The 25,035-nt window shown below is 43.7% G+C and carries 23 protein-coding genes and 2 pseudogenes; 12 read left to right on the top strand and 13 right to left on the bottom strand.

Translation table 11 applies throughout. The features are described from left to right. Positions 1–62 precede the first annotated feature (62 nt). The 3 genes and pseudogenes from F6K51_RS26810 to F6K51_RS26800 form a co-directional block, all read right to left on the bottom strand. A complete protein-coding gene (locus F6K51_RS26810) occupies positions 63–290 on the bottom strand; it encodes a hypothetical protein (RefSeq protein WP_293025870.1) in 228 nt (75 codons plus the stop codon). 15 nt (positions 291–305) lie between these two features. Beyond that, a pseudogene (locus F6K51_RS26805) lies at positions 306–437 on the bottom strand (ISAs1 family transposase); the annotation flags it as partial. Between the two features lie 125 nt (positions 438–562). Next, positions 563–790: pseudogene (locus tag F6K51_RS26800) on the bottom strand (response regulator); the annotation flags it as partial. Between the two features lie 209 nt (positions 791–999). On the opposite strand from F6K51_RS26800, the gene F6K51_RS26795 reads away from it, so the two are divergent. Then, positions 1,000–1,368 carry a hypothetical protein gene (locus F6K51_RS26795; RefSeq protein WP_293025868.1) on the top strand — a complete coding sequence of 123 codons (369 nt, stop codon included), beginning with the start codon at positions 1,000–1,002 and terminating at the stop codon, positions 1,366–1,368. Here F6K51_RS26795 and F6K51_RS26790 read toward each other — a convergent pair. From F6K51_RS26790 to glnA, 4 genes are all read right to left on the bottom strand, one after another. After that, a complete protein-coding gene (locus F6K51_RS26790) occupies positions 1,350–2,165 on the bottom strand; it encodes a lipoate--protein ligase family protein (protein ID WP_293025866.1) in 816 nt (271 codons plus the stop codon). The genes F6K51_RS26795 and F6K51_RS26790 overlap by 19 nt on opposite strands. 92 nt (positions 2,166–2,257) lie before the next feature. Next, a complete protein-coding gene (locus F6K51_RS26785; protein ID WP_293025864.1) occupies positions 2,258–2,761 on the bottom strand; it encodes a YbjN domain-containing protein in 504 nt (167 codons plus the stop codon). A gap of 262 nt (positions 2,762–3,023) precedes the next feature. After that, a complete protein-coding gene (locus F6K51_RS26780; protein ID WP_293025862.1) occupies positions 3,024–3,923 on the bottom strand; it encodes a ferritin-like domain-containing protein in 900 nt (299 codons plus the stop codon). Between the two features lie 352 nt (positions 3,924–4,275). Continuing rightward, positions 4,276–5,697: a type I glutamate--ammonia ligase gene (gene glnA, locus F6K51_RS26775; RefSeq protein WP_293025860.1), complete on the bottom strand. Its 1,422-nt coding sequence runs from the start codon at positions 5,695–5,697 to the stop codon at positions 4,276–4,278. A 1,083-nt stretch (positions 5,698–6,780) separates the two neighbouring features. Here glnA and apcB point away from each other — a divergent pair. From apcB to F6K51_RS26750, 5 genes are all read left to right on the top strand, one after another. Beyond that, positions 6,781–7,290 carry an allophycocyanin subunit beta gene (gene apcB, locus F6K51_RS26770; protein WP_293025858.1) on the top strand — a complete coding sequence of 170 codons (510 nt, stop codon included), beginning with the start codon at positions 6,781–6,783 and terminating at the stop codon, positions 7,288–7,290. Positions 7,291–7,653: 363 nt separating this feature from the next. Next, complete coding sequence (locus tag F6K51_RS26765; RefSeq protein ID WP_293025856.1) at positions 7,654–8,364, top strand: SOS response-associated peptidase; 711 nt, start codon at positions 7,654–7,656, stop codon at positions 8,362–8,364. Positions 8,365–8,370: 6 nt separating this feature from the next. Next, positions 8,371–8,952, top strand: a complete 582-nt coding sequence (locus F6K51_RS26760) for a Uma2 family endonuclease (protein ID WP_293025854.1) — start codon at positions 8,371–8,373, stop codon at positions 8,950–8,952. Positions 8,953–9,063: 111 nt separating this feature from the next. After that, complete coding sequence (locus tag F6K51_RS26755; protein WP_293025852.1) at positions 9,064–9,645, top strand: Uma2 family endonuclease; 582 nt, start codon at positions 9,064–9,066, stop codon at positions 9,643–9,645. Positions 9,646–9,726: 81 nt separating this feature from the next. Further along, positions 9,727–10,029, top strand: a complete 303-nt coding sequence (locus tag F6K51_RS26750) for a hypothetical protein (RefSeq protein ID WP_293025850.1) — start codon at positions 9,727–9,729, stop codon at positions 10,027–10,029. Here the strand turns inward: F6K51_RS26750 and F6K51_RS26745 are convergent. Further along, complete coding sequence (locus F6K51_RS26745; protein WP_075905225.1) at positions 10,007–10,441, bottom strand: helix-turn-helix domain-containing protein; 435 nt, start codon at positions 10,439–10,441, stop codon at positions 10,007–10,009. The genes F6K51_RS26750 and F6K51_RS26745 overlap by 23 nt on opposite strands. 62 nt (positions 10,442–10,503) lie before the next feature. Here F6K51_RS26745 and F6K51_RS38615 point away from each other — a divergent pair, with 62 nt between their 5' ends. Continuing rightward, positions 10,504–10,626 carry a hypothetical protein gene (locus F6K51_RS38615; protein ID WP_365940238.1) on the top strand — a complete coding sequence of 41 codons (123 nt, stop codon included), beginning with the start codon at positions 10,504–10,506 and terminating at the stop codon, positions 10,624–10,626. A gap of 385 nt (positions 10,627–11,011) precedes the next feature. Here F6K51_RS38615 and F6K51_RS26735 read toward each other — a convergent pair whose 3' ends face one another. Continuing rightward, the gene (locus F6K51_RS26735; protein WP_293025845.1) at positions 11,012–12,748 is read right to left on the bottom strand and encodes a hypothetical protein; all 1,737 of its coding nucleotides are present in this window, start codon (positions 12,746–12,748) and stop codon (positions 11,012–11,014) included. Positions 12,749–12,934: 186 nt separating this feature from the next. Between F6K51_RS26735 and F6K51_RS26730 the strand changes: the two genes are divergently transcribed. After that, complete coding sequence (locus tag F6K51_RS26730) at positions 12,935–13,885, top strand: class I SAM-dependent methyltransferase (RefSeq protein ID WP_293025843.1); 951 nt, start codon at positions 12,935–12,937, stop codon at positions 13,883–13,885. A 1,126-nt stretch (positions 13,886–15,011) separates the two neighbouring features. Beyond that, positions 15,012–15,893: a hypothetical protein gene (locus tag F6K51_RS26725; RefSeq protein WP_293025841.1), complete on the top strand. Its 882-nt coding sequence runs from the start codon at positions 15,012–15,014 to the stop codon at positions 15,891–15,893. Positions 15,894–16,141: 248 nt separating this feature from the next. Here the strand turns inward: F6K51_RS26725 and F6K51_RS38610 are convergent, their stop codons facing one another. After that, positions 16,142–16,339, bottom strand: coding sequence for a hypothetical protein (locus tag F6K51_RS38610; RefSeq protein WP_364303813.1), 198 nt, complete (start codon positions 16,337–16,339; stop codon positions 16,142–16,144). A gap of 77 nt (positions 16,340–16,416) precedes the next feature. Next, positions 16,417–16,773 carry a Uma2 family endonuclease gene (locus tag F6K51_RS38605; protein ID WP_365940236.1) on the bottom strand — a complete coding sequence of 119 codons (357 nt, stop codon included), beginning with the start codon at positions 16,771–16,773 and terminating at the stop codon, positions 16,417–16,419. 719 nt (positions 16,774–17,492) lie between these two features. Between F6K51_RS38605 and F6K51_RS26715 the strand changes: the two genes are divergently transcribed. Together F6K51_RS26715 and F6K51_RS26710 are read left to right on the top strand one after the other, a co-directional pair. Further along, positions 17,493–17,894, top strand: coding sequence for a hypothetical protein (locus F6K51_RS26715; protein WP_293025839.1), 402 nt, complete (start codon positions 17,493–17,495; stop codon positions 17,892–17,894). 392 nt (positions 17,895–18,286) lie between these two features. Beyond that, positions 18,287–18,616, top strand: a complete 330-nt coding sequence (locus F6K51_RS26710; protein WP_293025837.1) for a XisI protein — start codon at positions 18,287–18,289, stop codon at positions 18,614–18,616. Between the two features lie 104 nt (positions 18,617–18,720). On the opposite strand, the gene F6K51_RS26705 is transcribed toward F6K51_RS26710, so the two are convergent. Together F6K51_RS26705 and F6K51_RS26700 are read right to left on the bottom strand one after the other, a co-directional pair. Further along, on the bottom strand, positions 18,721–19,305 hold the full coding sequence (locus F6K51_RS26705; RefSeq protein ID WP_293025835.1) for a Uma2 family endonuclease: 585 nt from the start codon (positions 19,303–19,305) through the stop codon (positions 18,721–18,723). Positions 19,306–19,377: 72 nt separating this feature from the next. Beyond that, positions 19,378–20,625: an ArsB/NhaD family transporter gene (locus F6K51_RS26700; RefSeq protein WP_293025833.1), complete on the bottom strand. Its 1,248-nt coding sequence runs from the start codon at positions 20,623–20,625 to the stop codon at positions 19,378–19,380. Positions 20,626–20,842: 217 nt separating this feature from the next. Here F6K51_RS26700 and F6K51_RS26695 point away from each other — a divergent pair, with 217 nt between their 5' ends. Next, positions 20,843–23,917, top strand: coding sequence for a plasmid replication protein, CyRepA1 family (locus F6K51_RS26695; protein ID WP_364303811.1), 3,075 nt, complete (start codon positions 20,843–20,845; stop codon positions 23,915–23,917). The last annotated feature ends 1,118 nt before the right edge of the window (positions 23,918–25,035 follow it).

The raw sequence follows: 25,035 nt of genomic DNA, 5'->3' as shown, positions 1-25,035 counted from the left end.
AAAATCCCCAAATTTAGTCATTAAAATCTGACTAATTAGCCGGCTTCAATCAACTCAAATGACTAACAATTCGTGATTCGGCTTTTGAGTATGGTTAGATAAATTTGGCCAAAATCACGACTATTCGTCCAAAATTCTCCCCATCTCCCCATCTCCCCATCTCCCCATTTTTGGCCAGAATGAAACAGCCCTACCCTCCTGGGAGGGGTTAGGGGTGGGTTCCTAATCCCTGCTCCCTGCTCCCTGCTCCCTGCTCCCTGCTCCCTAAAACCTAGATATTTGTACCTCACCAGTTATAGAATTGCTATAGTAATTATGCTTCCCTCAATTGATAGCATTTCTAGTAATTGAGGGATAGCGGTAATTTCATTGGATTTATCCTTAACTTTATGTTGTCCTAAGACTAATTGGTGAGAGTCAGACCATGCACTTGTCAGACACGCCAACGAGTTATTAAAAATTAGTCATGAAGTCATGATATCATATTTTTTTTATCAACTTAACCTGGGTTTTTTTATCACCTTTTTGCTTATTTTTAAATCTAATTTAGATGCGTTTGCCCTGTTGCCTTTAGTCTTTTGCAAGTCTCAAATCCGTCAATTCCTGGCATCATTACGTCCAATAGAATTAGATCGGGTTGATTATAGTTAACTTGTTCAATCGCACTTTCACCATCTGTTTCCACAGCAACCGTAAAGCCAGCATTGTGCAAAGCCTGGGATATAACTGACAAATTGGTGGGTGTATCATCTACAACTAAGATGAGATTTTTGTCTTGATCGTATGTCACTGCTTCAGGATCCTATCAACACAAATTGATTTACTCATAAATTTAAAAATATCTATAATTTATTATCCCTTAACCATGTCTAATCCTAATTTAATTAAAATAAAACAAATATTTTTGAGTTATAATTAGATTAAAGTTAGTGATTATCAATTGATTTGGATAAATGAGTTAACTTATTAAAGTTAGCAAACCCTAAGCCGGAAAAAAAAATGGGTAACCTGATTCATCTGTGCTGGTTCATACTTGAAGCTATTACTGAAAAAGGTGCTTGTTTAGGATTATATAAACTTACCTTGAACTTACCCTCAGGGAAAATACTGACAGGAGGTGGGATTTATGGCAGTTATTGTCAAAGATTGAGAAACGAGCCAGAAGTATATTTTGCTCGGTACAGGATTCGGAGCTTACAAGTCATCACGCCCAAGTTGTTTCTTGGAGTAATTTCAGACATAAGCGAGTTTGTTACCTACTTTTGCTTAAGTCCTGATTATTTCTGGATTATTACCCATGATAAAAACCTGTCCTTGTCTGCTTTCCCATCAGCCTTAACTATGGGTGTTCAACCAGATTTGTTCTGATTGCTATTTACCAAAGCCAGAATTTCTTGCCACTCCTGATTTGATAAAGGCTTCTCTACCAACTCCACACCAAAACAATCAGCAGCAGCATGAGTTAGGGCATCCACCACAATGTTGATTAAGGCATCTCCCTGTTGAGCCATGGGTAGATGAAAGGGAGGGGGCACTTCCCCAAACACTTGAGTATACAGTCGAGCATCTGGTTCTAAGCGAATTGAGCCATGCTGCAAAATCACATTACCACGGCGCAATTGAGCACTACCAATCAGTTTAGAACCATCTGCTAACACTAAATCGGCACCAGTAGCAGTCCCGAAACAGTTGGGATTGTTAATATACCCCCGTCCAGCTGAACCATAGTGCAACTCTACACCAAGGGAGCGCCACCCCTGAATCAAAAACTCACAAATTTGGTGATAGGCATCAAGACGTTTACCAGTCAATCCGGAATTAACCACCATATAGGTCAAATCTCCCTGATGTAGCACAGCTCTACCACCACTGGGACGCCTTACCAGCTCTACTGGTTGTGATGCCCAAGTGAGTTGTTCCCAGAACTCAGGCCAACGGCGTTGATGGTAGCCAAGAGAGATGGTTGGTGATGCCCAGGTATAAAATCGCAATACTGGGGAATGTTTTCCCCGTTGGTGCTGGGCTAGTAGCCACTGGTCAATGGCCATCTGAAGCCGCCCTGATGCCTGTAGTAAGGGAATTAAACGCCAGGATGAACTCTGAAGTGGTAAGTCTGAACTATCAGAAGTCTCAAGTGGTAAGTCTGAAGTATGAAACAATGCCATTGTTGGCTGATTTGTTCGCTAATTGATTAACTGGTATGTTTTAAGCTTTATTCCTTCACCTGTGTGGTAATATCAACTTGAATCAGAAGATTCTAGGCGGCACCAAACTGAGCTTGTAATAAGTCATCATTGTCATCGGCAATAGTGGCTACCACGGTAATGGCGCGAGAAATTTCTCCTGGGGACAATTCAGCAACAGTTCGCGTGGATAACACGACAACTTGATCCTCAACAATAGCAAAGCGGGATTCAAAGGTGTCATACCAGTTCATTTCCAGGAGCTTGCGCATCAATGTTGCCTCGTCTTTGGCAGGTAGATGCATCACAGAAGACCAAGCTGTAAAGGTGTCATCATCTGTGGAACCAGTGAGCTGGACGAATACTTCCACGCTACCGTACTGAAACTTCCACAAGTAGCCTTCTTCACTGTGGCTTACCATAGCGCTATTGTTTTGTTCCAGGCTGGAGATGACCGTTTCAATGTTTTCGACATAGTTAACGGCAGTCATAGTCTGGTTGAACTCACTGGCAACGATTTCTGCCATTGACAAGTCTTGACTAGATAGAGTGTCAGGATTCGGCTGTGGGTTTGTCATAATCAATTTCTCTGTGCTGGTCTTGGGGTTTGCCTAAGACCCAGTATCACCTGTAGCTATGCTTGTTGACACGTTGATTAATTTTCTTAAATCAAGGGTCGAGACATGGAATTAGGTGAGAGAGGCAAAAAGGAAAGGGTCAAGGGTAAAAGATGATTTTTCTTTAACCTTTTTCCTTGAACCCTTTTCTTATATTTTACCTTTGAGAGATCGAAACACTAACAAAGGCACTTGCTCAGCTTCTGATTACTTGACCAATTTTCTAGGAGACTGCTTTTTGCTGATTTTTAGATACCTGATTGAGACCCTTTAAAAACATTGGCACAAATTTTTCTATAAACCCTTGTGGATCTTGCTGCCAAGCCTTTTGTGCTACCTGAATCCTGGTCATTTGCAGTTCAGGGGCTAGCAAGGTTTGGGGTAAGCGCTCGATCAGGTACTGAGGACGTTCCCACACTGGCAAAGTATTGGCAACCTCCAGCAAGTTATTGAGTCGGCGTAGTTCCGCACCTGCCATCAGATCTATACCAGATTCATAAGCCGCCTGTTCTATGGCTACATACTGGCGCTTTGCCTGTTCTACCTTCTGTCGATGTTCTGGGCTTTTCTTGGCAATTTGTGCCAACCACCGATTCCCCCAACGGACATGACCAACTTCCTCTGGGAAAATCCGTTCAATGGTTTTGATAATCTTAATATTTTCTTCAGTTTTCGGTGCCTCTTTCAATGCTTTGATGTGAGCTGAGAAGTACTCACATCCCCGTTTTTCGGTGACATTAATCGCTGCCAAACCACCGATTAGTCCATCATCAAGCTTTCCTTGTTGTTTATAGCTTTCCTGGTCGATGAGTCGATCAAATTCGTTGATGTAGGACACTCCAGGGGGCTTACCAATATCTGCCCCCAGTTCCATGAGTAGGTCAGTCAGCCACATGGCATGACGAGCTTCGTCAGCAATGTGATGAGATAGGTCACGGACCAGTTCTTTTGGCTGACCATCCAGCTTTTCTACCAAATCCGTGAGATCCAGGCAACTGTGTTGTTCGTTGTAGCGATAGCGGTTGAGCATGACCAGGTGAAGTTTGCGATCGCGTACCACATGTGGCAGGATTTCACGGGCACCCATGCCGTTGTTTGATTTGTGAGGATATGCAACTGTCATAGATTTTATTAGGTGACATATTCCCACACTGACCTATCGGTTCAGTGTGGGCTTCTTGCCAACTCCACCCAACGGTTCGGATACTCGGCAAGCTTTATTAACGATACGGGATGCCCCTCCGCACCGGAACAATACAAAAAATTTCTATTTTAATTAGTAGGTGGCGGTTAGCTCTTAATTTTTTTCCCTACTACTTTGATTATAGATCTTGGTACTCAAAACGGCAAAGATCTAGTCCGACGTGTTCGTCACTTCTGAGCGATCTGAAATATTAATTAATAAAGAGTTACAAATAAATAAAGAAGCCACCCTTAAGGATGGCTAATGGTCTTAGTTAACCATTGACAAAGTACTAGACATCGTAGTAGAGTGCGAACTCGTAAGGATGAGGCCGCAACCGCATGGGATTGACTTCGTTGTCTATTTTGAATTCAATCCAGTTGGTAATGAAGTCTTCGGTGAATACTCCTGATTCAGTCAAGAAGGCATGATCCTTTTCTAAGGCTGCCAGAGCGTCTTCTAGAGAACCGGGGGTGGATGGAATTTTGCTCAATTCCTCTGGAGAGAGGTCGTAAATATCCACATCTAGAGAATCACCGGGATCAATCTCGTTCTTGATGCCATCAATACCAGCACAGAGCATAGCGGCGAAGGCGAGATAGGGGTTACAGGTGGCATCAGGGCAACGGAACTCTAACCGCTTCGCCTTGGGATTGGGTCCAGATAGAGGAATGCGGATGGAAGCTGAACGGTTACCTTGGGAGTAAGCTAAGTTCACGGGCGCTTCAAACCCAGGTACCAGACGCTTGTAGGAGTTGGTGCTGGGGTTGGTAAATGCTAACAGAGCTGGTGCGTGCTTTAGTAAACCACCGATGTAATTGAGCGCCATTTTACTTAGGTTGGCGTAACCATCACCCCAAAACAAGGGTTCTCCATCCTTCCAGATCGATTGGTGGGTATGCATCCCCGAACCATTGTCGTTAAAGATTGGTTTGGGCATGAAGGTGACAGTTCTGCCATACTTCTTGGCAACATTTTTGATGACATACTTATAAGTCATCAGATCGTCAGCAGCCTTAATTAGGGTGCCAAAGCGAAAACCCAACTCGTTCTGTCCACCTGTAGCGACCTCGTGGTGGTGCTTTTCAATGGGTACACCGCACTCTGCCATGGTTAGCAGCATTTCGGTACGCATGTCTTGCAGGGTGTCTGTGGGAGAGACAGGGAAATAACCTTCTTTATAGCGAGGCTTATATCCGAGGTTACCACCTGCTTCTTCTCGACCAGAATTCCAACGACCTTCAACGCTGTCTACATAGTAGTAGCACTGACTCTCGGTTTGGTCAAAGCGAACATCATCAAACACAAAGAATTCAGCTTCTGGACCAAAGAAGGCGGTATCCCCAATGCCAGCATTGCTCAGATAGTCAAGGGCTTTCTGAGCAATGCTGCGAGGATCGCGGCTGTACCATTCCCCTGTACGCGGTTCCTTAATGCTGCAAATCATGCTCAGGGTTGGTTCTTTCATAAATGGATCGATCCAAGCCGTTTTGGGATCAGGAACCATTGCCATGTCAGATTCGTTGATTGCTTTCCAACCCCGAATACTTGAACCATCGAAGGGAACTCCATCGACAAAGGAATCCTCTTCTATTTGGTCTTGGTAGAACGAGCAGTGCTGCCAGATCCCTGGCATATCAATGAATTTAAGGTCGATGATTTTTATGTCTTCGTCTTGAATCATTTTCAAGACTTCTTGTGGGGTTTCAGGCATGAATGACTCCTTTGAACAGCTTTACGTTTGTTTACAAAGAAACAATTTTAGAAAATTACTTGACTTAGTGAATCTACCAAAATTGGCTACACTTAACCTTTCCCAAACCGAGGACTGGCTAGGTAAGCATCCGAGTCAGTTATTCGTGGGGAGATACTTTTTTTGCGAGTGGTTCAAGGAGCACGATTTCCTTAAAAGCATCCTGAGGGGGTGACATGAGCCATTAAAAGCTTGCTATATAAGGCTTTAAGGCCAATAATTCATGTAAGATCTAGTCCCAAATTAACTCTCGATTCATTTAATGGCAAGCTCAAACCCTTATAACATAGTCCAATGTCAACCCAAAACAGAATGTATCTTTTTGTAACATATGGTCTGAAATTATTACCCAGTAATGATTTCAGCTTGCATGTCACCCCCCCATAAAAGCATCTTGATTGGCTTTTCCCTTGAACAGTGAAAAGTTGTAGTTCCCTGATTCCTGACTCATCCTAGGGATAGAAAGTAGGACATTATGTATCTAACAATACAGAATGTCCTAAGATGTACGGATCTCATATGAATAAAAAATTAAATTTTCGACTTCTAGACTCAGTCAGGTTGGCAAAAAGGCTCGCACAAAGGCTCAAGAGAAGGTCTTTGTCTGCTCAGCAAGGGAGCCCATGGCAAAACTAGGCTCTGGTTAGTAGCAGGTTTTGCCTAAATCCCTCTATATCGCCTCTATATAAGCAATGGGGTTAGTGGGAGCATTGGGTCGGTCGGTTCTAGTTTCCCTGTTTCCCCCCTCTGGGAGTATCTTGCGCAATTAATCGGTCCTATCGATGGTGGACAACGCCCAATTCTAAAGAAGCATTAAGGATGAAAGCAACAAGCAACAGGGTACAATCTAGTGATGAAAGATATGTATACGCTTAGCTCCAGCCAATTATAGCGTCTGGAATTGAGCACACATTCAACTTGCTGTTTAACTCCTGTGGAGTGCATAGTGTAGCGCTCTGTACCTGTTGAGTTCTCGCCCTAAATCATGGGAAGACACCAATAGTAAATCAAAATTATCAAGATTGTTGTTGGGAGAATAATTTAATGAGGGATTTAGTCACAAACTTGATTAGGAATTATGATAGCTCAGGTCGCTACCTAGATCGGGATGCCATCGATTCACTTAAGTCTTACTTTGAAACTGGCACCGCTCGGGTGGCTGTAGCTACTTTAATCAATGGCAATGCTGCTTCTATTGTCAAGCAAGCATCAGCACAACTGTATGAGGAAGTTCCTGAACTGTTGCGTCCAGGTGGCAATTCTTATACAACTCGTCGTTATGCTGCTTGTTTACGAGATCTGGATTATTACCTGCGCTATGCTAGTTATGCCCTAGTTGCTGGTGATACCAATGTCCTGGATGAGCGGGTTCTACAAGGGTTGCGGGAAACCTATAACTCCCTAGGTGTGCCAATCGGTCCAACGGTACGTGGGATTGAGATTATGAAAGATATGGTCAAAGCAATGGCAACAGAAGCTGGTATTGGGAATATCGGATTTGTTGATCAGCCTTTTGACCACATGAATCGTGAGTTTAGCGAAACAGATGTTTAAGACATTGATGGTTCGTTGAGAGTTGACGGTTCTACGGGTGACCGGACTGGTTGCCCGTACTATAGGGCTGCGCGCAGGGAATCGGGAATCGGGAATCGGGAATCGGGAATCGGGAATCGGGTAATTGCTGATTTAATTGCTAATTTTGTCAAGGTCTATTACTTGAACGCTGCTCCAGTAAGGGACGAAACTAACAAACTGGCCAGAGCGTCCAGCCACAAATAATTGAATTACTGATTTAATTGCGATTGGCCGTAGGCCAGGCTACGCGAACGCTTAATACAGGCTTGCTGGTTTGTAGCACTCAGGACGGATAACTGGCTTTTAAAATAGTACATAAATACTAAATCACGTCCAGCCAGTATGTGTGGTAGATTCACCCTGACAACGATAGGGGTAAGCCTAGCGCGAGCTTTGAATTTAGATCATGTGCCAACTGAGGAGGCTAAGTACAATATTGCCCCTACTCAGCTGGTAGCAACAGTCTTAAACCCCTCAAACGATAGCGAGCGACAATGGCAATTGTTACGTTGGGGTTTAATTCCTAGTTGGGCAAAGGATATTAAAATTGGTGCAAAGCTGATTAATGCTAGAGCAGAAACGGTAGCAGAAAAGCCAGCATTTCGCAGTGCATTTCGTCGTCGGCGTTGCTTGGTTGTAGCGGATGGTTTTTATGAGTGGCGACGAAAGGATGGCAAGAAGCAACCGTTGTATTTCCAGAGGAAAGATAAGCGTCCGTTTGCTTTTGCAGGACTTTGGGAACGTTGGAAAAATCCAGCGGGTGAGATAATTGTTTCTTGTACAATTATAACCACAGTAGCTAATGAAATTATCAGTCCGATCCATGATCGAATGCCAGTGATATTAGAACCTAGTGATTATGATTTATGGCTGCATCATCAGGTAAGTCAACGGGAGCTATTGCAGCCACTACTGATTACCTATGATGCCCATAAGATGAGTGTTTATCCCGTTAGCACTACTGTGAATAATGTCAGAAATAGTAGTCCTGAGTGTATCATACCTGTGGAAATTAATAATAAGTCCAATAGTCACTACCATTCTACATTTTAAATTACCATGACTGCTTTTACAGTAAATTTAAACTCTATTATTGAAATAACCGATGACCAATTTTATCAGTTATGTCGAAATAACCCGGAGATTAAATTTGAGCGCAATGCCAAGGGAGAACTGATTATTATGTCACCTACTGGTGGAGAAACTGGTAAACAAAATTTTGAACTAGCTACTGATTTTGGAATTTGGAATCGACAAGCTAAATTAGGGGTTTGTTTTGACTCTTCGACATGCTTTAAACTCCCTAATGGTGCTGACCGTTCTCCGGATGTAGCGTGGATTAAACAACAACGCTGGGATTCACTTAAACCAGAGCAACGCCAGAAGTTTCCACCGATTTGCCCGGATTTTGTGGTAGAATTAATGTCTCCAAGTGATCGGTTAACGGTGACTCAAGCCAAGATGGAGGAATATCTAAAAAATGGGGTACGTCTGGGCTGGTTAATTAATCCTCAAGCACGGCAAGTGGAAATTTATCGACCAGGACAAGTGGTGGAAGTGTTGGAGTCTCCTAAGACTTTATCAGGGGAAGAGGTTTTGCCTGGGTTTGTCCTGGATTTACACTATCTTTGGTCAACCTAGGATTATTGTGCGTTCGCGTAGCGGCTCGTAGCAAGCATTGCTTTTTTTTAAATAAGCAAGATGTGAGCAATATTTCTTGTTAAATTTGTTATATAATTTGCTAACATAACCATGACAGCTTTTACAGTAAATTTAAACTCTATTATTGAACTGACCGATGACAAATTTTATCAGTTATGTCGAAATAACCCGGAGATTAAATTTGAGCGCAATGCCAAGGGAGAAGTGATTATTATGTCACCTACTGGCGGAGAAACCGGTAACTATAATTCAGAAATAAATGCTGATTTCGTGATCTGGAATCGACGAACTAAGCTAGGTAAAGTTTTTGATTCATCGACGTGCTTTAAACTCCCTAATGGTGCTGACCGTTCTCCGGATGTAGCGTGGATTAAACAACAACGCTGGGATGCACTTAAACCAGAGCAACGTCAGAAATTTCCACCGATTTGTCCGGATTTTGTGCTAGAATTAATGTCTCCAAGTGATCGGTTAACGGTGACTCAAGCCAAGATGGAGGAATATCTAAAAAATGGGGTACGTCTGGGCTGGTTAATTAATCCTCAAGCACGGCAAGTGGAAATTTATCGACCAGGACAAGTGGTGGAGGTGTTGGAGTCTCCTAAGACTTTATCAGGGGAGGAGGTTTTGCCTGGGTTTGTCTTGGATTTGCACTATCTTTGGTCAAGCTAGGATTCTGCTTTTGTCAATAATCACTTGCCCCCGGAATGATAATTTTTTAAAAATTCAACACTAGTTTTTTAGAGGTCTGCTATGGGTCGTGCATCAAAACTAAAACAACAACGTCGCCAAGAATCTCACGATGTTACTAACAGGACTTCATCCCGAGCTAGGTACGTATTATTTGAATCCAATAGCTCTAATTACCTAGCCTCATTAGAGTTATTAGGTGGTATGGAACGCTTAAATTGGTGTCCTCATCCAGGGGGAGCACTCAAATTTGATTCCTCCAGTCAAGCCCAAGCCAAAGCTAAGCGGATTGCTAAGCAAAGAGGATACAGCCTAGAAGTGGTTGAGCTTAATTCTGAAAATGTTAATACTGACCAAAAACCTTAGTTACAACCTCCACATTCGGTTCAACCTCTATCCAAAGGGTGGCACCACCATTCTTGGGAGACTCGGGTCGATAGACTAACCGGGATGGCCCGCTGATTTCTACATAATGACAGTTGATATCGCGATTACCCCGTTTAACTGTAATCACTGGGTCTGTTGTATGGTTTTGTTGATTCTTGAGAAGTATTTCCTCGTTGAGGTAAATGTGAGTCAGGGATTTGCTGGGCTGTTTTCTCCAGGAGCCTTGTGGTCCACGGCTACCGGGAACTATCTTGGGCATACCGTTATATAGGGGAATCCGCCAAAAGCGACCAACTTTTTCGGCTCCTTGAATTCTGCCCTCTTTCAGGAGTTGGCGAACTCGTTGAGGACAAATACCTAGAAGATAGGCAGCTTGGGTGGTATCTATCATGATCGGACAACTTACTCTAGCGCTATTAATTTATTCGAAAATATACCATACAATTACAGCAATTGCCAAGTTTGATAGGGAACAGCGGATCTGGGAACAGCGGATCTGGGAACAGCGGATCTGGGAACAGCGGATCTGGGAACAGCGGATCTGGGAACAGCGGATCTGGGAACAGAGATTATTAAAGATTAAGCATTAAGTATTAAGTATTAAGTATTAAGTATTAAAGATTAAAGATTAAGTACTAAGTATTCAAGATTAAGTGTTGAATCTAGTAATAATGGTTTAGCAAAATTGCTGATGTCTGTGCATAAAGTAGAATAAAAATAAGCAAAAATCTCTATAACTATAGCAAATTATCGAAAACTACTTCTTAGATCTCCCGTCTCCACCCTATCCCCACACGTAAGCATTCAGGCGTCAGGCGTCAGGCGTCAGGCGTCAGCCGTTGGCCAACTACTGATAGCACCTCAAGTAGCGTGTGCGTAGCACATAAGCTGAATGCTGATAGCTGAATGCTGTTCGCGTAGCGTGCGCGTAGCGCTTAAGCTGAATGCTTACCACTCTCGCTTATTCGCTGGCTCCAGCCCTATAGTTCTGACAGTAATACCGTCGAAATCGATAACCAGGGACTTTAGATATAGATTGTTTATCCTTAATACAACCTTGGGATTTTAACTCAACAGAGGCAGAAAAATTGACTACCCACAATTCTAAAGGTTTCGGCAGTTGAGCCACAGTTTTTTGTAGCGTTTCTGTAGCCACCCTTGGCTCGGTGTCTTTATGTGCCAAGAGAAACTGGGGTGAATTAATAGCAGTATCAACTACTTTGCGACGGTTCAATTCCCAAGCTAAGCCCATGATTTCTCCTGTTTGTTCATGGCTTTTGTGAACTGTGGCAATCAGGACTGGAAGGGATTGAGACTGGGAATCACTAATCTCTAATATTTTAGCGATCGCAAGATCTGGTCGATCGGCTTTTTGGTAACTGACATGGGATGCGACTATGACTCCACCTACCAATCCCATCAACAGGATTAGTGCTACCCATTGCTGATCTTTCCCTTGGGCAGCTCTCCAACAACTGGCAAAGCTTGCTGCTAGTAACATAATTACGATGGGGAAGTAGACAAACTGGTAACGAGCCGCTAAGGTCAAATCAATCCCAAGACCGTAAGTGAATAATAAGAATAATGCGATCGCTCCCACCACAAATCCGCCCAAAACCTGAGTCATGACCTTAGTCTGGGAGTGTAAGCTCTGAATTCTGAGTCCTCGACGCAACAGTTGCACGATCAAGACTACTAATATTACTGTTACTAGTCCAGAGGCGACCATAATCGGTAGGGATTGCCCTTCTACTGGCAGCATCACTACCATAGTGATCAGCCAAGACAAGAGTCTAGCTACCGGTTCGAGCAAATTGCTCAGGGTTGTGTCTTGGTGAACCCACTCTGTCAAACGATTACTGGAGGGGCGTGGCAAAATTGGCAGCCAAACTAAGACTCCCATTAATGTCCCGAGGGCTACCGCGTAAATTCGCCACCAGTACTTCCAAGAAAACACTGAACCCCCTGACCCAATCCGCAACCCAAGCATTACCAGTCCTACAGCTGCGATCACCAGGACGAAAAAGTAATGGACAGCTATGCCTAAACTATTGACAATAACCCAGATTAATGCTATTGAAATCGGGAAGGGAGTCTGCCGTTGAAGCGATCGCGTAGCGTACACCAAACAACTGACTGAAGCGATAACTAATAGAATCCCTAGAGTGTAGTGTCGAGCTTCTTGTGCCAGATAGATGCCATAGGGTGAAACAGCCATCAGTGCTGCTGCGAAGTGACCGACCAGGGAAGAGCGAAACCCTAACCAACCTAAGCCAAACATGGCTGGAATGGAAATCACTCCCAGTAGGACACTTAAGGATCGCGCTACCCACAGGGATACCAATTCCTCATGGCCTGGAAACAGCTTCAGCCACAGATGGGTGAGGACGAAGTACAGTGGTGGGTGATTACTCTCCGTGATTAGGTTATTAATAACGGAATTGATGCTAGCACTAGAGTTCGGTTTGAGGGGAGCTAAGAGGGTATCTGAGGTAATCACCTGATCCAGGGGTACGCTCCGAAAACTATTGCCCAGGCTAAACACTAGGGTGGCAAATTCATCTGACCAGGGGGGTTTTCCGGCCAGATAGGTAAACCGTAAACCTGCTGCGATCGCTATCCACACCAGCAGTAATAGAACTATGACCCAACTACTCCAGCTTTTGTCCACTTGGGATTTTGGGTGGTTAAGAATCATTAGCCATTAATTCTCTTTGTAGGTAGGAATAAACGTAACGTTCTCCCACACTACTTTATTATTGTTGATGCCACTGTTTAGTTACTTGAACTGAAATCGGTGCTGGGGCAGAGGAATAATACCGCGCAATAATACCCCTATGAAATAATTAGATGAGCTAATCATTGGGATAATTTTTGAATACTGATGAAAGACAAGCTCAAACCAGACTGGGCGGGGGATGACTTACTCTCCCGGTTCGTTAATCTGTTGATCGACACCAAGCCGATCTACAAGGTGATGCAACACCAGGCCAGACAGGTGCTAATTAAAACCGCAGAAAAAAATGGGATTGAGTGGCGGAAAAACTACCAGGAGTTAGAAAAATCAGCAGCGAAGACCTTACTATCCGAGATTACTAACCCTAGCCTGGTCTACCCAGACTACTACAAAGTGCCTTTCCATGCTTATGACCAGGGAAACCTATGCTGGGAAGCTGCCTTTGAAGCTGGCAGTGCTACCAAGGCTATGGGGTTGAGGATTTGGCCTAAAGAAAAACTTACTTGGCTTTCGGCACAAGAACGATTACGAAGTAGTTTTCATAAAGTACTAGGAGAGTATAATCCCGAGATAGTCACAGATGTCCTAGACATTGGCTGCTCAGTGGGCATCTCTACCTTAGCGCTACACCGCTACTACTCCAGGATCAAAAAGGGCAAAATCCGCACCGTTGGGTTAGACTTATCCCCTTATATGCTGGCTGTGGCCAAGACCATGGATCAGACAGCAGAAATATCAGAATGGATCCATGGCAAAGGAGAGGACACCGGTTTACCGGACAATTCATTTGATGTGGTCACGTTACAGTTTGTGATCCACGAACTACCGCGCCAAGCAACAGAGGAAATTTTTTCGGAAGTGCTACGGATTCTACGACCTGGTGGCTGCCTTGGTGTTGTAGACAATAATCCTGCCTCCCCAGTCATCCAGAATCTCCCCCCTGCACTGTTTGTGTTGATGAAAAGTACAGAACCTTGGAGTGATGACTACTACAGCTTTAATGTAGAAGAGGCGATGATTAAAGTTGGTTTTGACTATCAGACCACGGTAGCCAGCGATCCTCGTCACCGCACTATTATTGCTACAAAACCTGGTTGAGGTGAGTGTGGGTTGTAGCAATTCCTCTGGATTCAGTGGCTAATAGTGATAATTACGAGTCAATCCCAAACTAGTCCATTTGGGATTGACTCGCTGTTTGCAGCTTCCTGTGCCGTTCAAAGGTGCTGTAAAAACAACCCAGTTAGGTTATATAAGTAAGGATCTGAAAAAATCAGTATAATTTTAATAAATTTATCATGAAGACTAGCCAAATTTTTTGAAAGCTTTTTTAAACTAAATGTGAAGATTTGGTTAATTATGAAAAAAAAGTAAAAATATTGTGAATTAAGTCCAGGTGGTTTTCGAGTATCCTAGTCTTGCCCAAACTGAGTTCGACATCACCGACTTTATCCAGGAGTCAGGAGCTTCGAGTCAGGAGTCAGTAGCCATAATAACGGAATTTTATAGTTAATTTGGAATTAATCAGAGTTTAATGGGCAATTAACCTATGTATTCTCCCAATAACTTCTGAATTATTCTCCTGAATTCTGAATGATGTCTCCTATCTTCTCAAAACACCAGGCAATTTCTGACAGGGAACTGAGGTTGCTCAAGACCTATTGCCCAACACCGATTGTTCATACTGGGATTTTGGCATCAACAGGTTTGGGGTAGACTCAAATCTAATCTCTTTGTCCTTTCCCCTTTCCCCTGACAACTCCGGCGAAGTCTAATAAGCGCCCAAAGCCGCTTAGGCCAAAGCAGGAGCAGAATTTAGGGCAGCACTATGGTATTGATTCGACTAATAGCAGTAAAACCAAATTGGACTAATAGTCATGGGAGCATGATCTCCTGATCTGGCCAGCCTTGGCCTTTATCACCTTTCTCGTCAGAGAGATAACATAAAAGGAGTTCTTGCAAGCAGTACCTACACTAGGAGGTGTGACCCAAGGGGGATTTACTCGCCCATTGAAAAATACACCAAAGCGCGAATTTAATCCTTAATGGTAAGAGCGCACCTATAGAAAGTATGGGTTTGGTGACACTCGATGGCAATCAGGCGAAGCCAAGCTATCAGTTGTATCGTCTCTATTTTCGTCTTGCAGTTGCCAGGTAACCTATTGGATCTATCTCCTAGATTTCTTTAGATGTCTTTTGTTAAGAACATAAACAATCACTCTTAATTATGTCAGAAATTCTAACACTAATCAAAAAACCAGAAATTCCCAAAAAATTAGTAAAACCATCTCAACCAATTGAACTAATTCAGCCATCAGAACCAAAGTTTATGGCTGTTGGGGTTATAACTGGTGAGGTAGATTTGTCTGAGAAAATTCCTACCATTACCATCCAGGGTAAGCCTTACCCACTCTTTTTTCTGCTGAAGCACAACCGGAAAAGGTATGTGCTGGATATTCTCAAGGGGCACATCGAGGCCGGAAACCGAGAGCATCGCCTCGTGGTATATCCTAAGCCGATCCATTTCCCAGATCGGAACAAATTCCAGGATATCCGGTTTGAGGTGATTGGGATTTTACAGGAAGACAGACCCCATGCTTGGGCTGAAGCGATTGGCAATGGGTATTTCATCTTGGCTGGATTGTGGCAGTTCATCCCTGTTTGTAAAGTTCCCTGTGTGTCAGTCTTTAGGAACCACAGTGAACAATTAGTGAACTATCTCAAAACTCACCAGGCTACAGAAAGAACTCGGGTACTCAAAGCTGGTCACTGTCCATTATTCTGGCGGGACTCCTCGGTCAAACCATTCCGATTCAATCCTAAGCTCAAGGAGCAGGGCAAGCCAAAATTCATCCAGGTCAAAGCCCGATTCCTTCCCCACAAAAATGCCTTCGCGTTTGTAGAAGAATTGGCACCCCCAATGGATCAGCCTCCACGGTTCTGCAAGGTTCGGAAAGAAGATAAGCAGGAAGCCTTGGCCGAAGCTAAGAGAAGAGCTGCTGAAATGGCTGAAAAAAGAGCTGCTGAAAGTTCTGAAAGTCCTGAAAAAACAGCTGCTGAAAGTCCTGAAAAAAGACCTGATGAAATTCCTGAAAGTGCTGAAAGTTGAGTACTTCTATTCAAAATACCAACTCTGCTCAGTACCAACCCAACTCCCAGTCGAGCCGTTGAGACTTGACTGCTCAGGTGTTTGGTGCTGGCAAGGCTGGTAGGGTGATAGTTAAGACTTCAGCAGAGGTCAGGTAAGCTAGCGCTGCGCTATAAATTGATTGAGTGGCTATAGTATTGCCATGGCTAAACTATAGCGCTAGGCTAACCCAGCCAGTAAATGAGCTTTTGCTCACCAAAAACCTGTAATTAATTGTCTTGGTCTTCCAAAAACTCAACATCTTCATAGAGCTGGGATAGAGGACAGTCAAAGTCAATGCTGGTTATATGTACATCCGGTTCTGTTGCGTCTTTTGTGGTTTCATCCATCAAGTAACTGGTAAGTTCCCATTTGCCTCTATCATTAAGTCGGTAGCATTCAATGCTCATGGTTTCCGAATCAATCAGGAGATATTCCCTAAGGGTATCAAGGCGGCGGTAGTGTCTAAATTTTTTACCGCGTTCGCGTAGCGTAGCCCTTCGGGCTAATCGCTACCTTCTGTACCAGGGGAAAGGACTTCCGCAATCAGACAAGGGTGATAAATCACTTTGCGGGACTTTTGGTCACGGTGGTCACAGGTTACCATGACATCGGGATAGTAATAAGGCCCGTTTGCTGATACACCAAGTTTGGCATCTGCCATAAAAACTTTACAGCTTTTGCCACGTAAGTGAATTTTTAGGGCAGAGGCTAAATTGAGGGCAATGGAGTTGTGGGGAAGTGTTCCCCCAGTGATGGCATAAACTTTACCATTGATAAAGTTATATTTAATGGGTTGCTTCTCTTCCCATGCCAAGTACTCTTGAGCGGTCATCAAGGGGATGGTTGGATTGGCGATCATGTGAGTAATAGCGCTGTGCGCAAGGAATAGGAAATAGAAAAAGATAGGGGAGTGTGGGGAGATGGGGAGATGGGGAGATGGGGAGAAACGGGAGATGGGTAAGGTTTTTTTTAAGGGTAATTATCCTGACATGATATAAGACCACCCTGCATCACTTCCTGCCTTGAATTTGTAAACACTATTACACCCATTGGTATCACTGATAGGAATCATTTTACCAAGCAGTTTACTTAATCTAGCCAATCATTGAAAATAATAAGTTATAATTAAGGGTTAACCTATTTTATTCAGGTTTAGGGTATTGCTTTGACAAGGATGCGATCGCTAGCCAACGCCCTTCGGGCTAATCGCAACTGCCCCCGTTGGTTCTTTTCTGTAAAAAAGCGAAGCATCAGTTTTTGTACTTAAGAGTAATTATCTCTGATTATCTTATATTTTATTGACAATGAAATATCCCTGCTCTTAGAATCGCGAATGGCGCAGGAGTTCTTGAGCCGAACTCCAATCTTTTCCAAAGTCCGATCGGGCAGGAAACCTGAGTATTCCTGAATTCCCCGGAACCAGAAGCCACAAGGAGACCCTATGGTTCAATCTTCTGAGTGCTCAATCCAAATTGGCCCGGCCTTAAGGGGATGGGAGACACGAGGGTCTCCATCATCTCGACTGTCCTGTCCCTTTAACATCAGGCCAAAATTCGGAAAATCAATAATTCAAACATCATGCTAAATACACCATTCAACCGCTTCAAGCCAGCTGCTCTTCCCTTGAAGAAAGCACTCTCAAGACTAGCACTCGGTCTAGCGACCCTGCCCTTTGCTGTAGTGGCAGTATTTTGTGTCACAGCTCCCACGGCTTTAGCAGAAACGGTAGAACCATTGCATGGAATAAACATCACTGAAAAAGGTGTCACGATCGTAGTGACGAGCAACGGCTGCACGCAGAAAGAGGACTTCACAACCATATTGGCAAAATCCCAGCCTCCCATTGTTACCTTCATCCGCCTGAAACCGGATCTTTGTAAAGGTGTTTCCCGTCCCTACCCGATTACGTTCTCGCTGTCGGAAGTGGGAGCGAAAGAGTTTAAAGTGGCCAATCTGTTTGTACCCGGCCCCAGATTTTAGCGGCGGAAGTTCTTAAAACAGGACTCTAAGTCGAAAAAAATGTCACAAACTCCCTGGTGATATCGTTTTAGTTATAGAGGGAAACACCTAACTTTGGGGTAGGCAAGTGTGGCGAACACGAGTTAAACAAGGTTTAACTTTTACCCTATGGTCTCAATTTAATAATTCCGCTCAAATTCCTCCCGATGGTGACGTTACGGTAGAGCGCGGGAGGAATTTTTTAGATCGATCTCAGTTATAATAAATCTTAAAAAGCCTAAGTCATTTCCAATTGCCCATCTGTCTATACCAACCAAGGATATTTTTCACAACACCGTTCGGTTAGCCCTGGAAAAAGATGGCTAGGTTATCACCAAATATATTCTATTATACATCAAAGTTTACGGAAAGGCATGGAAACATTAAACTATCATGAATTAGTCCAAAAAATCCTGAAAGCCCACGCTATCAACCTTAACGATGATCAGACAGAAGTTCAAATGATTTTTGATAGTGAGCGCAATCATTATTTAGTTATGCTAGTGGGCTGGTATGACCAACGACGGGAATATGGAAGCTTAATTCATATTGATATAAAAGATAACAAAATTTGGATTCAGAGTGATGGCACTGAAGTGGGAGTAGCTAATGAATTAGTTGAAGCCGGAGTTCCCCAACAGGATATAGTTTTAGGGTTTAAGTCTCCCTTCAAAAGGCAATTTACTGCATATGCTCACCAGTAGCCTGTTACAAAAAAGCAGTTTAGTCGTAGGGTGGGCAAAAAGTAATAGACTTTTTCCATTAAGCTTATCGGCGATCGCTTTTTTACCACCCTACCATTATAGCTTCAATCCAATAGCCAACTAAACAAATCGCCCACAGTAATGCTTAACTCCCTAGCAAAGGATGGCACAGGAAGTTTCTCGGATGATTGATCAAACACTTCGATTTGCTGTTTTGGACGATAAACGAAAACGGTTTGCTCTTCTGGATCAATCAACCAGCCCATTGCCGTCCCATACGTTAAACAATGGAGAATATTCTTTGTCACCTTGGTTTGACTTTGGTCAGGTGAAAGAATCTCAATTGTCCAATCAGGCGCTGCCTGGAAAACATTGGCAATTTCGCCATTGTCATCACGAGGAATTCTCTGGTAAACAAACACAGATACATCCGGAACGGTTGAGCGTCCACCAAAAGTACACCGAAGTTCTGGAAAAGCACGAGCAATTCGTTCTTGCTTCACCACTAGATTAATAGCAGTAACCAATTCCCCTTGAATTGTGCTGTGTTTTCCCTGTGGCATTGGTTTCTGAATAATTTGGCCATCAATGTACTCACTAGCAGGTTTGGTTTCTGGTAGTTTTAGAAATGCTTCCAATGACACTAGTTGTGATTTTTTATTGGGAGAGTTTTGAGTAATCATTGTCATTGGTCACAAACCCCATGTAATTCCTCTCTCTATTATATAGCATTTTTAGTTAAGATGTGAACATAAATATAATCAAGCAATTAGCCATGGTAACCAAATTGCTAAACTCAGCAAGCTAACAAACAAAACTGGCATGGTAAGAATAAAAGTTAAGCGAATATAATAAACCCAACTGATTTGGAGTCCTCTAAAAGCCAATACATTCAACCAAAGTAGAGTTGATAGACTTCCTAAAGGAGTAATTTTTGCTCCTAAGTTGCACCCAATTAAATTACCGTATATCATCACTTCTTTTACAGCTGGATCAATATCCGTAATGTTTTCAATTGCCTTAGCATTCAGCAGTAATGTTGGTAAATTGTTGAGTACACTGGCAATAAATGTGGCTAGGAAACCACTACCACTAGCGGCTAAGGTGAGTCCCCAATTAGAAAGAATTTCCAACCGCTGGCTCAACAGAGCAGTTATGCCCAGATTGTCCAAACCGATGCTGAATAAAAACAGGACTAGGATAAGTAAAATAATTCGCCATGGCAGTTGACCTGCTAGCTGTAAAATATAACTAAGTGTAATAGCACGACCGTTAAGGGAACGTGCTGCTAATGCCACCATCACTAAAGCTGCCATAGCAGCAATCCAGGCAATGGGTAAATTTAGCACTTTTGCCAACAAGTAGCCAATTAGGAGTAGTCCTAAAATAGGAAAACTCAATTTAAAAATTAAGGAATCTCGAATCGCACGATTAGGTGGTGGTAGACGGGCAAGGTTATAGGTCAGGGGGATTTCGGGTTCAAAATAGAACCAGAGAATGATGATACTAGTGGCTATTGTGGCAACGGTTACGGGCAACATCACCATCACATACCGCAACCAGGAAATCTGTAAATAATCAACATAAATCAGATTTACTGGATTACTCATCGGCAGTAGCAAGCTAGCGGCATCGGTAATAAAACCACTAGTAAATACAAATGCTAGAGTAGCTTTGGCACTAAAGCCAAGCAGCAGCAAAATTTCCATGACAGCAGCTGTCCAGACTATGGTGGTGGCCACGTTAGTAAACACATTGCTCAATAACATCCCGACTAGGATCACTAAGGAGAAAAGCAAATGGCCACGACCACATCCCCAATTAGCTATGTGAAGCGCTAACCACCGAAACCAACCTGCTTGACCTAAACTTAGGGCAATAATAATTAGAGCAATGAGGGTGAAAGTGGCGTTTCCAACTCTCGCCCAGACTATGGGAATATGGTGCAATAGCAAAGGGAACAGGGAGTAGGGAGTAGGGAGTAGGGAGTAGGGAACAAAAATTGTCACAATTCCTACACTGATCCCTATATAACTAATAACTAATAACTAATGACTAGTGATCCGATGCTAGGGATAAGTGATCATTTTATGGTACTATCAACCGTCAACGGTGAACGGTAAACGGTGAACTGTCAAGAAAAGCTAAAGCATTAGGTAAAATAAGCTATTAGGTCACAAATAGTGTTATATTCCTTAAGTTAAAGATTAAACCACTAGATATAGCGTGACCTCTGCCAGAGTCTTCCCCAAACCCATGAACCATATCCAGGAGTGGACAGCTAGTAGTGTTGATGAACAGCTGACTCGCCTCAATGTAAGGTCTCTCGAAGGCTCTAGCCCATTTGAGTATCTCTTCTATTCCGACTCCCTGCCCAGACGCAATGATGGTCGATTGCTAAACTCGATTCTGAAACGCTATCAACACCTCGAACAAGGGGGATGGTGGTGTTCTGGTATTGACTTGCTTACTGGTCAGGAGGATATTTGGGGCTGTTTCAAACCCAGCCAACCCCGTCAGAGTGGGGAAACTAGGAAGCTAATAAAATATGAACATCCCCCCAAAACCCCCACAGGCTTGTTTGCTCTGCGAGTACCTTTCCACCTGTGGCAACGGATTGCTGAACGCAATGATTTTACTATTCTCCCCACAGACCTTGACCACAATCAACCGGATCTAGGGTTTTGGCAGTGGCTAATCTCTCACCCCTCGATTCCCTTGTGTATTACTGAGGGCGCTAAGAAAGCTGGAGCTTTACTCACTGCTGGTTACGCTGCGATCGCATTACCAGGAATTAATGGTGGGTATCGAATCCGTAGGGATGCCCAGGGAAATCGGATTGGCAAGTCTGACTTGATTCCTCAACTACAGAAACTAGCGACTCCGGACCGACCGATTTACATAGTCTTTGACCAAGACTCGAAACCGAATACGATCAAAGCTGTCAATGCTGCGATTCGTAGAATGGGATATCTGCTCAATCAAGCAGGTTGCCCTGTGAAGGTAATAACTTGGGATGCCCAGCTAGGCAAAGGGGTAGATGATTTAATTGCTGATCAAGGTCAGAAGACCTTTGAGCAAGTTTACCAACGAGCACTCCCCCTGGATACTTGGAAAGCTAAATCCCTAACCCAGCTCACCTATGGAGCTAACCTTAAAGTAAATTGCCGCTATCTGCAAGAACTTCCGATTCCGGATACAGCCCAACTGATTGGCATTAAATCCCCTAAGGGTACTGGAAAAACCCAACTACTAGAAAAAATTGTCTCTCAAGCCCTAGCCCGAAAGCAATGGGTATTGGTGCTTGGTCATCGGGTGCGATTAGTAGAAGCATTGTGCCAACGCTTTGGCATCAAGTATATCACTGAGGTCAGGGATGACCAGAAGCAAGGGGTATTAGGTTATGGTTTATGTCTCGACTCCTTGCATGGTAATTCTCAGGCTCGCTTCAATGCCGCTAACTGGTCTGATGGCGTAGTGATTATCGATGAAGTCGAGCAAGTGCTCTGGCATGGATTGAACTCTAGCACCTGTCAGAGTAATCGGGTTGCTATTCTCAAATCCCTGAAAACCCTAATCCAGAATGTCTTGGGGGGGTCTGGTCAAGTTTATATTGCGGATGCAGACTTGAGTGATATATCGATAGATTACTTACTGACCTTGTCTGGCGTTGACCTGGAACCCTTCATCATTGAGAATGACTGGAAACCCAACATTGACGGGTCCTGGCAAATTCATAACTATACCGATAGCACACCAAAAAGACTAGTGCGAGAGCTAGAAGCACACATTGCTCAAGGAGGCAAACCCTTTGTGTGTCTTTCTGCTCAAAAACCAAAGAGCCAATGGGGTACTTGCACTCTAGAAGCTTACCTAAAAAAGCAATTTCCCGACCTCCGGATATTGCGCATTGATTCGGAATCCCTTGGTGAAACCAGTCATCCAGCCATGGGGTGTATCAATAACCTCAACAATGTTTTAGGGGAGTATGACATTGTATTAGCTAGTCCTGCTATTGAAACGGGAGTGAGTATTGATCTGCGGGGACACTTTACCTCTGTGTGGTGTATTGCCCAAGGGGTGCAAGGAGAAAATAGTGTCAGACAAACCTTAGGGCGAATCCGAGAAAATCTCCCCCGGTTCATCTGGGTAGCCCCTTATGGCTTTAATCAAGTGGGTAATGGCTCCACGTCTCTATCCTCACTGCTGGCATCTGGACAGCGTTTGACCCAAATGAATATTCGGTTGCTACAACAATCGGATTTCGATGCTGTGGATGATTTAGATACAGGCTTTCAAGCAGAATCCTTGATGTGCTGGGCTAAAATGGCTGTCCGATTCAATGCCGCCATGGTGAACTATCGGGAATCCGTGCTAGCAGGATTGCGTGCTGAAGGTCATCTGGTGATGGATGTTTCCCCAGCTAGTTCCACTAAAGCTGGGAAAAAGAAGTCTAAGGGTTCACCCCAAGCGGAAGAGTTGGGAGCACAGAATGCTCTGATGGCAGCGATTACTGCAGTTAGAGACCAAAACTATCAGGCTGAGTGTAATGCGATCGCATCTAGTCAAGACTTCAGTGATAGCCAATATCAAAAGATTAGCAAATGCCTAGTCAAAACACCATCGGAGCGTCGCTCACTACGGAAGTACGATTTAAAGCAGCGTTATGGCATCCCAGTCACACCAGAACTGGTACTCAAAGATGACCAAGGCTGGTATCAGCAGCTACGGCTCCATTATTTTCTTACCATCGGTCGGCAACATCTAGCAGAACGGGATGCTAAGGTAGCGCGACTGTTAATTGAGCAAGGTCAAGGGAGTATATTTCTACCGGATTTCAATCGTGCTGTGCTAGGAGCCATGATTGGTACCATGAAGGTTTTGGGGATACCAATTCTATTAGAAAATCTGGAACGAGAACTCAAAAATACTGATCAGGACTTGCAGCAGATGGCTGCGATCGCATTAGCAAACCGTTGTGCTATCAAAACCATCACCGGGATAGGACTAGCTAAAAAAGCAACTCCGATTGTTATTATCAGGCGCTTCTTAGATAAAATCGGCTATGGCTTGCAGTGTATTCGTTATCAGAGCCAAGGAAAAAAGCGGTTCAGAGTTTATCAGCTAGTTAGTCCAGAAGATGGTCGCATGGAAGTGTTCCAGAGCTGGTTAGCTAGTGATGGTCAGAGGTTAGGTACTAGTGAAATTTGGCTGGATAATGATTTATCCCCTAGGTCGGGTAACACTCAGTCAGTGGATTCAGAAAACAGTAATTATGTTCAATTGTGTTTGAATGTTTAGTTTTAATTTTTAGTCTTAATTTTTAGTATTACGTGGAGGGTTTGGGGAGGCTATAATCCCTGGGGGGGTGACATGCAAGCTGAAATCATTACTGGGTAATAATTTCAGCCCATAAGTTACAAAAATATATATGCTGTTTTGGGCGCGACCTTGGACGTATTTATAAGGGTTTGAGCTTCCAGAAAATCATTCGTAGGGTCAATTTGGGACTGTATCTTCCCTGAGATAATTGGCATCAAAGCCTCATATAGTAAGCTTTTCAGGGCTCATGTCACCCCCTCAGCTATAATCCCCCACCCTCTAACATTTTATTCAGGTAATATCAAGTTGCATTAAATAACCGTAATATATGAGAGATGCAAGACAATGGTCCAAACTGATGCCCAAGCGAATCAGCATAGAACCCCATCTGAGTATAGAAGAACATTAACAGCGCTATCGTCAAGGGAAAGATCCGATTGAATGCTCCCACTATCAAATCATCTGGTTGCTAGCCCTTGGCAGAACCAGTGAAGAAGTCGCGCAAAGTGACTGGATATAAACGAAGTTGGATTTATGAACTGGTGTGGGGCTACAACCGGATTGGACCGTTGACCTTGGGAGATGGTAGGCGTAGAAACCTGTTTTGCTCCACCTCTTAAAAGCTATCAGCAACAAGGGCAATTAGATCAAATTTTGTCAGGTCCAGCCCGGAAACGAAACCTTAGGATAGGGTCGCCTTTATGGTTAGTCGGCTATGCATAAAAGAGGTGCGCAATAGTCGGCGAATTTAATTCGCCGACTATTGCGCACCTTTGGTTAAAACTTTTTGATTAAGGCGACCCTATCCTTACGGTAACTTCAACCCCCGGATGGTGGGCTGTGGAACGGTCGCAAAGTTGCAGACTATCTCTGTGAATTATTGGTTCGAATTGTCTGACTTCAACTTGGATGGCGGATTCTCAAGCAAATGGATTAAAGGGCTAAAAGTACCTCGACCAACAATCACCAATTCATATCTCAACAACAACAGCAGTGGAAAAAAAAACTGGGCTGTGAAGTGGAGAAAGTGCAAAAAGAACACCCCTGGGCCGAGGTATCGGTATGGAGTCAAGATCAACATCCCATTGGCCTGCAGC

This window comes from Moorena sp. SIO3I8 (assembly GCF_010692325.1).
Taxonomy (GTDB): domain Bacteria; phylum Cyanobacteriota; class Cyanobacteriia; order Cyanobacteriales; family Coleofasciculaceae; genus Moorena.
The sequence above is the reverse complement of the archived record's forward strand: the minus strand, read 5'-3'. Positions and strand labels throughout refer to the sequence as shown.

Excerpts from the sequence above, each read along its gene's own strand:
- F6K51_RS26760 (WP_293025854.1), top strand. The coding sequence starts at position 8,371 with ATGACTGCTTTTACAGTAAATTTAAACTCTATTATTGAAATAACCGAT.
- F6K51_RS26750 (WP_293025850.1), top strand. The coding sequence starts at position 9,727 with ATGGGTCGTGCATCAAAACTAAAACAACAACGTCGCCAAGAATCTCAC.
- F6K51_RS26725 (WP_293025841.1), top strand. The coding sequence starts at position 15,012 with ATGTCAGAAATTCTAACACTAATCAAAAAACCAGAAATTCCCAAAAAA.
- F6K51_RS26705 (WP_293025835.1), bottom strand. The coding sequence starts at position 19,305 with ATGACAATGATTACTCAAAACTCTCCCAATAAAAAATCACAACTAGTG.
- glnA (WP_293025860.1), bottom strand. The coding sequence starts at position 5,697 with ATGCCTGAAACCCCACAAGAAGTCTTGAAAATGATTCAAGACGAAGAC.
- apcB (WP_293025858.1), top strand. The coding sequence starts at position 6,781 with ATGAGGGATTTAGTCACAAACTTGATTAGGAATTATGATAGCTCAGGT.
- F6K51_RS26745 (WP_075905225.1), bottom strand. The coding sequence starts at position 10,441 with ATGATAGATACCACCCAAGCTGCCTATCTTCTAGGTATTTGTCCTCAA.
- F6K51_RS26765 (WP_293025856.1), top strand. The coding sequence starts at position 7,654 with ATGTGTGGTAGATTCACCCTGACAACGATAGGGGTAAGCCTAGCGCGA.
- F6K51_RS26790 (WP_293025866.1), bottom strand. The coding sequence starts at position 2,165 with ATGGCATTGTTTCATACTTCAGACTTACCACTTGAGACTTCTGATAGT.
- F6K51_RS26780 (WP_293025862.1), bottom strand. The coding sequence starts at position 3,923 with ATGACAGTTGCATATCCTCACAAATCAAACAACGGCATGGGTGCCCGT.
- F6K51_RS26755 (WP_293025852.1), top strand. The coding sequence starts at position 9,064 with ATGACAGCTTTTACAGTAAATTTAAACTCTATTATTGAACTGACCGAT.
- F6K51_RS38605 (WP_365940236.1), bottom strand. The coding sequence starts at position 16,773 with ATGATCGCCAATCCAACCATCCCCTTGATGACCGCTCAAGAGTACTTG.
- F6K51_RS26730 (WP_293025843.1), top strand. The coding sequence starts at position 12,935 with ATGAAAGACAAGCTCAAACCAGACTGGGCGGGGGATGACTTACTCTCC.
- F6K51_RS26785 (WP_293025864.1), bottom strand. The coding sequence starts at position 2,761 with ATGACAAACCCACAGCCGAATCCTGACACTCTATCTAGTCAAGACTTG.
- F6K51_RS26710 (WP_293025837.1), top strand. The coding sequence starts at position 18,287 with ATGGAAACATTAAACTATCATGAATTAGTCCAAAAAATCCTGAAAGCC.
- F6K51_RS26795 (WP_293025868.1), top strand. The coding sequence starts at position 1,000 with ATGGGTAACCTGATTCATCTGTGCTGGTTCATACTTGAAGCTATTACT.
- F6K51_RS26735 (WP_293025845.1), bottom strand. The coding sequence starts at position 12,748 with ATGATTCTTAACCACCCAAAATCCCAAGTGGACAAAAGCTGGAGTAGT.
- F6K51_RS26715 (WP_293025839.1), top strand. The coding sequence starts at position 17,493 with ATGCTAAATACACCATTCAACCGCTTCAAGCCAGCTGCTCTTCCCTTG.